General features: G+C 36.3%; 11 protein-coding genes. All 11 read right to left on the bottom strand.

Translation table 11 applies throughout. The features are described 5' to 3' along the window. The coding region (locus ERL59_RS18500; protein ID WP_160647728.1) for a fibronectin type III domain-containing protein at positions 1-691 on the bottom strand (691 nt) is incomplete at its 3' end. 11 nt (positions 692-702) lie between these two features. After that, positions 703-6,057: a carbohydrate binding domain-containing protein gene (locus ERL59_RS18495; RefSeq protein ID WP_160647727.1), complete on the bottom strand. Its 5,355-nt coding sequence runs from the start codon at positions 6,055-6,057 to the stop codon at positions 703-705. Between the two features lie 17 nt (positions 6,058-6,074). Further along, the gene (locus ERL59_RS18490) at positions 6,075-6,635 is read right to left on the bottom strand and encodes a putative phage tail protein (RefSeq protein ID WP_235929953.1); all 561 of its coding nucleotides are present in this window, start codon (positions 6,633-6,635) and stop codon (positions 6,075-6,077) included. 1 nt (position 6,636) lies between these two features. Then, positions 6,637-7,692: a baseplate J/gp47 family protein gene (locus ERL59_RS18485; protein WP_235929952.1), complete on the bottom strand. Its 1,056-nt coding sequence runs from the start codon at positions 7,690-7,692 to the stop codon at positions 6,637-6,639. Next, entirely contained in the window at positions 7,689-8,117 is a 429-nt protein-coding gene (locus ERL59_RS18480; protein WP_160647725.1) for a DUF2634 domain-containing protein, read from the bottom strand. Before ERL59_RS18480 ends, ERL59_RS18485 begins: the two co-directional genes overlap by 4 nt. Beyond that, a complete protein-coding gene (locus ERL59_RS18475; RefSeq protein ID WP_160647724.1) occupies positions 8,114-8,371 on the bottom strand; it encodes a DUF2577 family protein in 258 nt (85 codons plus the stop codon). The genes ERL59_RS18480 and ERL59_RS18475 overlap by 4 nt, the downstream gene beginning before the upstream one ends. Continuing rightward, positions 8,371-9,363: an XkdQ/YqbQ family protein gene (locus ERL59_RS18470; protein WP_160647723.1), complete on the bottom strand. Its 993-nt coding sequence runs from the start codon at positions 9,361-9,363 to the stop codon at positions 8,371-8,373. Before ERL59_RS18470 ends, ERL59_RS18475 begins: the two co-directional genes overlap by 1 nt. Before the next feature lie 2 nt (positions 9,364-9,365). Next, a complete protein-coding gene (locus ERL59_RS18465) occupies positions 9,366-9,788 on the bottom strand; it encodes a hypothetical protein (RefSeq protein ID WP_160647722.1) in 423 nt (140 codons plus the stop codon). A gap of 13 nt (positions 9,789-9,801) precedes the next feature. Continuing rightward, positions 9,802-11,427, bottom strand: a complete 1,626-nt coding sequence (locus tag ERL59_RS18460; protein WP_160647721.1) for a phage tail tape measure protein — start codon at positions 11,425-11,427, stop codon at positions 9,802-9,804. A gap of 6 nt (positions 11,428-11,433) precedes the next feature. Continuing rightward, a complete protein-coding gene (locus tag ERL59_RS21345; protein ID WP_268894523.1) occupies positions 11,434-11,565 on the bottom strand; it encodes a hypothetical protein in 132 nt (43 codons plus the stop codon). A 56-nt stretch (positions 11,566-11,621) separates the two neighbouring features. Then, positions 11,622-12,011, bottom strand: a complete 390-nt coding sequence (locus tag ERL59_RS18450) for a phage tail assembly chaperone (RefSeq protein ID WP_160647720.1) — start codon at positions 12,009-12,011, stop codon at positions 11,622-11,624. Positions 12,012-12,094 lie beyond the last annotated feature (83 nt).

Below are 12,094 nucleotides of genomic sequence, written 5' to 3'. Positions count from 1 at the left end.
GAGGTTCATCTAATGCTGTTATGATAGTTTCTATGCCTGTAGATTCATCATCGTAAATATCATACGCTGTAACGGTAAAGGTATAAGTTTCACCCTCAAGCACATTAAACGTAGCCGATGTATCATTTGTTGTGATTGTTTCAGCGCCGTATCCCACCTTATATCCAACAAAATCTAGTAAATCTATGGGTTGATCCCATGCTAAAGAAATGCTACTCCCTGTGTTTACTGTAACCCTTAAGTTAGTAGGTGGGGAAACCACTTTATCCTCTACCTGTAAGAACCAATTTCCTCTATGAGTGTTAGTAAAACGATAAGTGCTTCCTGGATCTACAAAAATGACTTCACAACTTATACGGACACAATTTGGAGGTAAATTATTTACGTCACCACTATAATTTCTTTCACTGGTATAATCACTTTCACTCTTATAAATGGCTAATTTATCACCTTCACGATCATAAGCATTGATTTCTACGGAATCTACATAATCATCACTTGTGTAAGGTGGAGTGAAATTATATGATGTGATTTTTCTATAAACAGACTGATCTATTGAAAAATCCAGTGTAATCCTTGCATAGTTATCGTTAAAAAGATCAATATTCACATAGGATGAATCTGGTTGTGTCGATGTGTTTAATTCATCCTTTTCACTACTAAAGTCCAAAAAATTCCCTGAGAAATCCAAAGTACCACCCCCTATTGATACGTCAATATTAGCTCACCGTTCTGATCTAAGTATCCCTGTATCTCTCCTGTTTGCGTTCTCCATGCATTCGGTGTGATTGCTGAATTACGCTCTCCTTCCTCTAACTTAACTAGTGGTTTACCTTTAATCGGTAACAGTAAACATACACCATTTTGACTTGTATCTATCAATCCAGTTTCGTTGTAGATACTGACAACTAGTAATTTGATCTCATTTTCATGCATCACCAAATTACCGATAATTCCAACCATCGGCTTTTGTAATGTGGAAATTCCATATTGAGTGATAAAAAAGTCTCTAAATCCTGATCCATTGATTTGAATAGACTTTCCTACGTTTGCATTTTTTGAATCTGCAGCAAGTGGAATGTTTGCAAAACCAAATTCACCAAATACGTTTAAGCTATCATTCCCAACTCTGTAGAGTGGATTCATCCAATGGTGAGTACCTTGCTTATCTCCCACTGCACTAGATAAGTCTGAAATTAATATATCTCCTAATTCAGACAATACCGTCACATCTTCGGTAGTTTCCAATGGTTTAGGTACTGGCATATGATCATACCAAAGAGCCACACTATCAGTTATTCCTGTGCGGTGATCTGTAATTGGATATTCTAGCTTTATCTCCTTTGTTTCTTTACGTACTTTAACGATGTTGGATTTTATATAATCTACTTCTTCGGATAGTTCCACGTCTAGCTTGATATAGACAGTAGATACAATACTGTCTGAGTTCGCTCCTGCTGGATGTATACTCTCGACTAGGATGTATACTTTTTGGTTGTTTGTGATCAATCGATAGATATCTGATCCATAAACAGATGAATTGCTTACTGTTATAGTTTGTGGTGAATCGGATGAGTGTTTATTGCCATCATAATTTGGATTCCACCAGTTATTATTATCAACCCACCAATCGAGTACAACTCCATAAGCTAATCCACTTCCATTATCCCCTTGACCGTATCCAGTCCATGAAACAGTAAGTTTACGAAATTTATCTTTTAGCTCGAATAGGGATAACCCTAAGTGAGATAGGTCGAATTCGAATACATGCTGTGCGTAATTACCTTCTGTAGAGGTAGTATATGGATACAAAATCCCATCTAATTTACTTATTGAATTGTAATTTTCACTAGAATTTTCTGCTGTATAAGTTGAGGGATCATCTTGGGTTGTCCTAGTTCCCCTGTAAAATTTATGAGGGACACTAACATCATCCCCTACAACTTTTCCAAGATAGTTCAACGTGGTTTTTGATTTTCTTCCTGGTGTCCATGTAGAGTTAGGATTGATGCCTTTCTCTAGTTTAAAATTTCTTGCTTCATATGAAACGGTTCCACTCTCAGTACCAAGAAGGTAAAAAACAAACCTAAATGCAGTATTTTCATTTGTTACAGTAAATGATCTTGATACCTTAGTCCATTCCGTGGGTAGTGTTCCACTATATAAATCAACATTTACATTTTCATTCCCCAATCTTAATTCAGTTCTCAAAGCTGCATCTACATCACTAGCACTTCTGATTTCAGCAGACATTGTATATGTTACATTTGGAATGACAGGTGTTTGAACCGCATGATACCATCCAGCCCCACTTGATCCATCAACTATAGATGTTTTTATTACGCCAAAATCTGATATTTCATTGGTCGCTTCATCTAAATGATTCTCTTTATATCCTTCCAAATCCACAGGAAGCGCTTGATTAGCAGTCAATAAATTCTCTGTTAACACTGGAAACTGTTTTTCAGGAACTAACACATTATACCCAAGTTCTGATACATCGATTTGAATTTCAAGTTCTACATGGTTAGTGTATAAAGTCGATGGGGTTACTCCATCACTTGGGTCTGTGTAGGCTAGGAAATGTACAAAACCATTGTCATCTATTCGAACATCCATATTACCTGTGGAAGCTAATAAATCTGATACATCACTACTAGTATGACTATCTCTATTTTCCCATTCAGACGATTCTGTTCTCCGAATTGCAAAGTTTGCATTAAACCCACCTGGGTTCTCACCATAACCCCACCAATTACATATTATGATTTCAATTTGATCTTTCGCTCTTTGTATCTTATCCTCAATCGTCACGCAACCTTCAAAAAAGCCTTCGCCTAGTTTGTCTTGAATCACTCGAATGACGTTGAATCTGAATAACTTTTCTGCTTGCTTTCCTTCCTCTAAAATTTGAGAAATAGCAAGTTCTTCATCTAAACTCGAAATTTGATTATATGATGCTTGTGGTAGTTCAGTTATAAACATGTCAGGAGAAGCTAAACCTTCATAATGTTTGTGCCAAAAAGAATGAGGATTTAAGTCCGTATTACCCGCTGTTTTCCCCTCAAAATTAACCTTAATCGTGACAATCCCATCTTCAGACCTAACAACCTTCTGCCTATTCACTTCACCTTCCAACACTTCCGTTGGCACATGCTCAATTCCGTCCCCACCTGCATAGTTAACACTATATTCAATCAAAATATCTACTGTATTATCGCTTGGTACTGTGTCAATAATATAAGTTGCTTCACTCGTTGCTAGATTTGTCCATGTTCCACTTATTCCATCTGCTTTCACTACTGGTGTTGATGTGTCTGTTGTGGTTTCTACTATCCAATAGGTACTTATGTCAGAACTGTTGTATTCTACATCCGTTGAAATAATATTATTGTCAACGTCTATATCAATTACAGTAATGGTTAAACTGTAATCTATTTCGTAGTCTGGTTGCCAAAGATTATAAGTGTCTCCTATGGAGAGTTTCGACACATCAGTTAATGTGAATTTTGTAGAGTCTAAAGTTAAATCTTTGTGAGTTTGACCATCTGCATAGCTAATTACCCTAGTTAATGCGGTATCCACATCAATCACACCACTAACAATACCGTCATAACCATTAATCTTAATTGTATCTCCAACACTCCAAACACCTTCAACACTTTGAATCACTTCAAAATGCTTTAAATGGTCATTAGATAAAACTTCTATTTTATCGGACACTTTTTGACTTGTTTGTGCATCGGATAGGATGCGTTTTTGGTCGGTTAGATCGAATCTAGTATTCACATCGCCGTTGATGTAATCATATGGGATGTACCATTTACCGTGTGGTATTAAAGAATAAGGTATTTTTCCATATTCCACTTTGTAAAATATCGGTAATCTTAAAAGTTCTGAGTCTCCTGTGCCTGAGACATTCAGGACAACGCACTCTGCATATTTACTTCCAATTGGAGCGATGACTGATAATCCATTTTGAATAGACTCCGTTATCCTTCTACTCGTACTAGGGTTTTCTTCGGCTGTCGCATTGTTAAAATAAAAGTAAGCTTTTGCACCTGATTCTTCATATTCAGAACCGGTTAATATTCCATACTCTATTCCTTCCTGTACTGGAACAAAAAATGTATAGTGTCGATTAATACTAGTATCACTTTCAAATTTCACATGTAAACTGTCCAAAATAATTCCTTTTCCTGAAGAATAGTCATTCCAACCCTCATCAAAATTAGGTAACAAATTCTCAACAACATTAGGATAACTATTCACATAAGGAAGTTTTTTCACTAATTCCTCACCTGTGAATTCAGGATCAACATCTATTTTGTTGTAGGTTTCTTGGTCTATTTCATAAAGACGCATCCCATTTACTTTTATCGTTTTTCCATCTTCTCCAACTTCAGTGCGGTTGTATACCCCTGTCCATCCATCATTAATGGCACTTTCATTATAAAACTTTAAATAATACTTTCCACTTGTTTCAAATTTTCCAGTCAATAAAGTAATATCGTTACTAGCTGCAATTCTCATTTCTCCCCTAGCTCCATCGTTTATTTCTACATCAGATATAAAAATATAATGTTGGTTTTCACTCAGACTTACATTCGAACGAAAAACACATCTAGATGTAGTAGGATCTGCACTGTGGGATGTTAAAACCACACTGTTATACTCCTTTGAATTAGAAGGTTCAAAACTTATAGTATAATCATAGCTACCATTCATCTTCGACCAGAGCCCCAAATCATTATCTCTAAAACTAGCATCCCCTAGTATGTTCGTTAATTCCCTAGTAACTCCATCATTACCTTTCACTTTTACACTCTGCAACTCAGGTTCAATATAACTCGGTGCTTTCTCCAACCCAAAATACTCTTTTTTCATCTCAACATTTCCGTTTTTACCCTCTAGCAAACAATTAAATTCTTCTTGCATGACTTTGTTGTAATCTACACTTGTAAGGGATACTTTGTGACGTAGGTCCATGATGTCACGTTGATCTATGATGTTGGAGTATAGGTTGTCTGGGCGGTCTGATTCTAACCTTACAAAAGTAGAGGTTGATAAATCGTAATGCCATGTTTTATCTACAGTAAGTTTGTTGCTTTCATAGTCAATAGATAATATTTTAATATCTTTATAACCTGTACCTAAATATACATAATCGCCAATCATATAATTACTTGCATCAGTAACATGTAGCTCGTATGTGTTAGCAATGTAAGTTGATGCTAGGTTTACACCAAACCACTCCCTAGCCCCATTCCCATTGCTGACACTATATCCTCCACTATTTCTACGTTTAATACGAAACATAGGGATAGCATAGACATATCCGTCTGCGGTTTGGAGGATGTATTTAGAGGTATCATCAGGTCGTCCCGTTAAATATAAACCTCGATCATGAGACTTTGGCATCTTTACATTTTGTGTTTGAGAATCGTCAGACCTAGAAAAATTGTATAAATATGAATCCCCGTTTAATGGTTCGTTGTTACCTCCTTGTGGGATAGCGTATGTTTTACCTCCTTGAAAGCCATAATCATAACCAACATTGTATGCGATAGGAAAACCATCTTCAAAATTACTTTCATCAAAAACATCCACTCCTACAACAGTTCTAAATCTCCGACTCATATCATATCCATTACCCTCTATAGGGAACCAAGCTTCAAGGAAAACTAAGTCCTCACGTTTACCATCTGTTGGTGCTTCTGGTAGTTCAATTTCTGTACCTTCTGGGATAGTCAATATATATCCATTAATGTTGGCTTTTTCTTCTTTTAGTAATGTGATTTTGGTAGGTTCTGATAAATCAAGATCACTTAGATTCATAAAGCCACTGTGGATTGCATTTCTAGTTGTTTCTGCTTGTGAGTCCTTAACATTGATCTCTGCCTGATCTACGAGTTCATCTGTATGATTTTTTGCAGTATCTTCTGCTTGCTTAATGGCACCATCGATAGAATCAATTAGATCATTGTGGATTTCTCTATTCATATATTCATGTCCAAGTGGTTTAGGTAATGAATAGTTCTTGCTTTGTTCTGGCATTCATTTCACTTCCTTTTTTACTCTACTTTCAAAGTTTCGAACTCATTACGAGTTAAATCCATCGAGTCTATGTCATTCCAAGTAAAAGTACCTCGCTCTAATTCATTCCAAGTTATATACGTGAATTCAAATTCTATACCCTTATGTGCTGGCTTGATTTCCTCAATTAGATTCTGTAAATCTTCAAGGTTAGTAGGCACCCCACGAGTTCCTATAAATTTTACAATGATGGAATAAGGAGGATTGGGTTCCCCATTGGGATTTTCATATCTAACCTCTACTTGCCCATTCATAAAGGATTCAGCAACCAATTGTATGAGTTTAGAATCAGCTTTACCAAAGCCTCGCCACTTGGATTTGATTACACTTCGTCTTTCTTCAAATGTTTTTGTTTTATCCGTTTTGATTTTTAATTCTTTCTCATAAATATCTAATCCCCATGTAGCTGTATCCACTGAAAGTTGACTCTGCAAATCCTCTCTAACAACATTTAGTTGGTTAAACTCTTGTTCTTCAGCATTAAAAAGTTCTAAAAAAACCTTGCTTTTTCGCATAAAAATAGGAAGGTGGTTCATCATTTCAGACAATGTTGACCCCTCCCAATATAGCAACCTCTGTTTCACTAACACTAATGTTGTTGGCTCCACCATTTACTGTTAAATTCAAATAATCTTTAACCCCTTCACTCGTAAGTACTAGGTTTCCGATCATGGCATAAGATACGTATTCTTCATCAAAAGCAATTTGTTGAAGATAATCAGAAATAGAGTTCGAAACACTTTCAATAACATCGCCCTCACTATAACCAACCTCTGTTGTGACTGAGAATTGAATATTAACTTCAATGGCTGTAGCAGTATCTATTGTTGCAAATGCTCCTATAGGTGCCTGTCCTTCCCCCATGCCTGTTACATCTGGATCTATATATTGTTGCACTTCATCAATAATATTTTGACTAGCAGGATGCATGTTAGAGTCTATAACCATTACTTTCACAGTGTTATCACCGTCCCATAAAGGAAAAACTCTTGCATCTCCTACACCTGATACTTCCCTCGCCCAGTTGATATAATGTGCTTTATTTCCGCTTGTACTAGGTGTTTGTATTTTATCGTAATATCTTTCAAGTAATTCTGCATCAGATTCGGCTTCAAACCCATCTGCTGTAGGATTTGGATTATTTATTGAGGTTATGCCAGAGATTGTTACAGGAACTAACGTTATCTGATTTGATGGTACGTTACCGACCTCACCTGGTTCTATGGATCTTATATTTACAACATCACTTCCATTGATTGCTTTTGTTTCAGTTGATTCGAACTGTACCCCTGAACCTGTTTCAAACAAATCCCCATTAGCAATCTCTCCATTCCCTTCAACTAATAAATAACCTACTGCGTTTGTTGCTGGCTTACGTTCAATCCCTGCCCTTTCATTAATTCTCTGTTCTAATTCAACACCTTCTAAATTCTCAATACTCAACTTTCCCTCAACCCTATTCAAATCAGCATAAGCATTTTCAAATTCTATTGCTGCAGGTTTCGTTGCATCATAGATAAACGTCCCAACTGTTTTATCATAGTCATCACTGATATTGGCAAGCATTTCCTCATGAATTTCATTTCTATTCTTCAAATCTTCACCTCCTGCTCTAACGTTCCATAAATACTATGGACACTAAAACTTATAGTTAACCATGATCCGGATTGAGATAAAGAAAATGAATCCACTCTTGTAATGGAGTTATTTTGTAATAAAGCCTCTTTAATCATTCGCTCTATTTCTGATTTTAGGAACTCAGCTTTAAATGTGCTCCCAATTAGGGAGTGGTGTTCACTTCCATATTCGGCATTATCATAAATAGAGGTATATTTTATTGTACTGAGCGCTTTTTTACACCATTCTTTCACGTATTCAATTTTTGTAGCTTCAACAAGTTTTCCACTTACTACTTTCAAGTCCCTTGTCTCATAATCCCACACGTATGTTTTATGCACACTTTCAACTTCATTTGTCTGTTTAATTTCAAATTCCAATGCTGCTATTTTAGGTAAACTCACATGCTCACCACCGTATCAATCACATACCATTTTTTAAGTTCATTGTCGGGCATCATCATGACCTTATCCCCCTTTTCTGCATGACTATTATAAAATGTTTTAGAAATAACTAAATGACGAGATTCTAAAATTACACTTTGACCGTAACTTATACGTAATGGAGAAACAGCAATGACTTCTCCTGTAGTCATACCAATGTGATCTCGATTCTCTCTGTCCTTAAACATTTGAGCTAGTTTATCAATGTTCTTCATTACGCCACACCCTCTGGTAAGACTAATTCTAACTCCATTGTGTGTATTTGGTTTGACACTTGATGCTTTACTGACACAATCATAAAACGATTATTAATACCAGTCACAGGTTCAATAACATCAAAAAGACGACCCGACTTAAATCGTATGTCGCCCATCAGTTTTATTCTTACTGTCTCATGCACTCTTCCCAGCTGTCTTAGTAAATTCTTTACGACCTGTCTACTTTTAGCTGCATCTTCTGCATCTATTTTTATGGTTTCCTCTATCAATCCATAACGCTCTATCAAACTATTATCTTCTGCTTCTGCAGTAATTTCATATTCGGTTTCTTCATCATCTACAATTAATTTGATACGGTTTCGCATTTCTTCAATGCTTCTTTTGCGCTGTGGATCACCAATTGCATCAGTCACGTTATAATTAGAGTCCTCCGTTAATTTAAATTGTCCTTCAATCAACAAGTCATTTCGTTTTTCGAGATAAAGTTTCCCCTCTCTCATTTCCCCATTGATAGCATACCCTTCATGTTTTCCTACTTTGTCGATGATATCTTGAATGATCTTACCTGGGGTTTCTAGGATATAAATTTTATCAATAACAGTTGGCATTGTTAATATCGAACCAATTGAAATACCAAAATCGTTTAAAATTCTTGTAATTGCGTCTGTTGCAGAGATACCATTAAATTGATACACAGACTTGGATTGACCTAAATACCATGAAAAATCATTCGCTCGATACGTAATCGCATCCCTACCTTTTTTTTCTTCTTCAGTAAGAATACCTCTAAATATTTCTTCTTCACCTTTTGATAAAATCACCATATCTCCCACATCACAAGGGTTTTTGGGAAAGAATCGTGTATCACCGTTAACTACATCAAACTCTAATGTGGATGTTACTGTAAATTCACTATCCCAAGAAAAACCACCAACAAGTGTAGTAATATCATATTGTACAGTAGGTTTAATTAGAGTTAACTTAAACACAACTAACCACCCACCCTTATGATAGGAAATTCACGCAAGGATAAACTATATTCAATATCTTCGCTCTTACCAACCCCATAGCTGAAATCATCTATTGTTACAGCTAAATTTACAGCATATCCTTTGGGGTTTGTATTTGCGATAATCAACCTCAATGGATACCTACGATCACGCCATCTTTCAATCGTCTCAACATATTCCATTCCCCATAATTCTCTTGACTTAAGAAATGGATAATCCGTAACAGGAAAAAAACTATCAATACTCATTGTTTTGTTGCCACGAGTACCAATTAAATTTAATTCCTGTTCCATTCCTTCAAATGCATCATTATTAAAAGGGGAATCATTCTCTAGTTTTTCAGGAATAACAGGTAATTCAATGACTTCTTCGTTATTGTTTATAGATAAAAATATTGAAATCATTCAATTACCCCCTTTAGGTAAATAGTTTACGTTCAATGCGCGGTACAAGTTTATCTGCTATCTCTTCTGCGGTCAGATCACTGCCATTTACCGTTATATTGATTGTGCTTCCTCCACCTTTAGTAGCTTTCATTGTTTTTGTATTATCTTTCAATGCAGCAGTCATCCCTTGCATTACACTTGAATTTGTTTCAATCTCTGGTAGTGTAAATGTTTGATCTCCTCCTGTGTTATCATCCCCTAGTGCGTAATGTTTCCAAGTTTCATTTGTATTTCTCATAGGTTCATCAATTGAAAATTTAGTTGCACCAAAACTCACCTCATCAAGTCCGCCAAAAGAAATTGGTTTAATCTTTACTCCTGGTATGTTATTTAACCCATCAATCATTTTGTTGATTGGCTTAAGTGCTTTATCAACCATCCAATTCATACTTTTTATCACTGTATTTGCCATCCACTCTGCACCTCCTACAATTCCATTCCAAAGGGATTGACTCGCAACCTTTACGGTATCCCAGTTTTTAACTAATAAAACACCTACTGTAATTAACAACCCTATGGCTCCAACGATGATCCCGATGGGGTTTGCATTTAGTGCCACGTTCAGTGCCCATTGTGCGGCTGTCCATGCTGCTGTTTTTACTGCAAGAATGGTTGTGATGGTTTTGTATACAGTTAATGCACCCACAATGCCCCAAAAAAGAGGGGAAACTTTTGACCCATGATCAACAATAAAACCAAAAACAGTAGAAGTCGCATCATATATACCTAAAAATGAAGCTTTTAAAAAATGAAGCACTCCAATGTTATCTGAAATGATTGTTTTCATCGTGATAAATGCATCCGATGCAAATTGTTTTAGGTTCGGTATTTTATCTATGAGCCATTGAACTCCTTGATTGAAATAAGGAAGAGCTGGACCTGCAAGTTCTGCTGACAATCCCATCAGTCCCATTTTTAAATCCTTCATAGAGGTTTTTAATTTCTTACTATTCTCTATGGTTTTATCATCGATGATATTGGCTTTTGATTTCATGTTCTCTAATTGTTCTGCTGTCATATTCAAAATGGGGACTAATTCTTCCCCAGTTGTACTGAGTAGCGCTGAGGCAATCGCATTTCTTTTGGTGATGTCCTCCATTCCTTGCAATGCTTTAATCGTTTCGCTGAATATTTGTTCCTGTGATTTTAATTTTCCACTGGTATCGGTCACTTGAAGCCCTAACATGCCAAAAAACTCGGCTCCTTCACCGACCCCATTCGCTGCGTCCATTGCTTTTTCACCAAGTGCGGCTAAATCTCCATTCGCTTGTTCAGCAGAGTATCCAACTTGTTTCATGACGTAATCCCATTGTTGATATTCTTTACGAGTCATCCCCATGACTTGAGAAAATTTATCCACTTCAAAAGCATAATCCATCATACTGTTGGTTAATGTGGCAATTCCAACTGCTGCACTCGTAGCTGCAACTGCTCCTGCTGCGGCACCTACTTTTACAGCACTCCAAGCACTGTTTGCAGATTGTTTTAGATTTCTTAAGTTCTTTTTATATGACACCGTTTCTTTGCTGATTTTTCTTAAGGTCCCACTCACTCTGTCTTTTAGGGATAATGTTTTTGATATGTCTTTGGCCCCCATATCGCCTCACCTTCTTCCAAGTAGAAATGTAGGTGCAAATAAACTTCCCCATTTCTTGCTTTCTTCATCGATATACTGATCCATCGACTGAACCATAAAACGCTTAGTTGTTAAATCCAAATTTAATAAATATTCCAACGTAAATCCTTTTTGTACGTAGTGATGAAGAAAATAGAAATCCTCATCACTACTGATTAGTTTTTTAGTTCTTTGTCTACTTTCTGAACACCCTGACCATATCCAGCTAACTCTAAGACGTGTCCACTAATCGCTGATACTTCACCAGATCTGAAAATGATATCTACTATATCCGTTGGTTCTACACATTCAAACTGTTTTTGTAAATCCTTATCTTTTAAATTAGGTTCAATGACGCAATTGTAAACTACGTGTGCATCTGCCTGATCACTTCTTGTTTGATCTTGTGCCATTTCTATTGCTTCCATCGCAAATGCACGACTTGGTTCTTCAATGACGATCTCAGCATCAAGTGACTCAATATACAAAGCCATGGTCCGTTTCTTTTTCTTTTTCAACTGTTCCTTTTTTGTTAGTAAATCAGCTAGCGTTAATTTTTTACTCATGCCAATACCTCTCCTTTTATGCAATTGTATCCACCATTTCATAATCACTAAATGAAAATGGAATCTCTTCTTTTCCTAGAGCT

The sequence above is a fragment of the Chengkuizengella marina genome (assembly GCF_009910845.1).
In the GTDB taxonomy this organism is placed as follows: domain Bacteria; phylum Bacillota; class Bacilli; order Paenibacillales; family KCTC-33759; genus Chengkuizengella; species Chengkuizengella marina.
This window is presented reverse-complemented; position numbering and strand designations above follow the sequence as displayed.

Excerpts from the sequence above, each read along its gene's own strand:
- ERL59_RS18495 (WP_160647727.1), bottom strand. The coding sequence starts at position 6,057 with ATGCCAGAACAAAGCAAGAACTATTCATTACCTAAACCACTTGGACAT.
- ERL59_RS18490 (WP_235929953.1), bottom strand. The coding sequence starts at position 6,635 with ATGATGAACCACCTTCCTATTTTTATGCGAAAAAGCAAGGTTTTTTTA.
- ERL59_RS18475 (WP_160647724.1), bottom strand. The coding sequence starts at position 8,371 with ATGAAGAACATTGATAAACTAGCTCAAATGTTTAAGGACAGAGAGAAT.
- ERL59_RS18465 (WP_160647722.1), bottom strand. The coding sequence starts at position 9,788 with ATGATTTCAATATTTTTATCTATAAACAATAACGAAGAAGTCATTGAA.
- ERL59_RS18460 (WP_160647721.1), bottom strand. The coding sequence starts at position 11,427 with ATGGGGGCCAAAGACATATCAAAAACATTATCCCTAAAAGACAGAGTG.
- ERL59_RS18450 (WP_160647720.1), bottom strand. The coding sequence starts at position 12,011 with ATGAGTAAAAAATTAACGCTAGCTGATTTACTAACAAAAAAGGAACAG.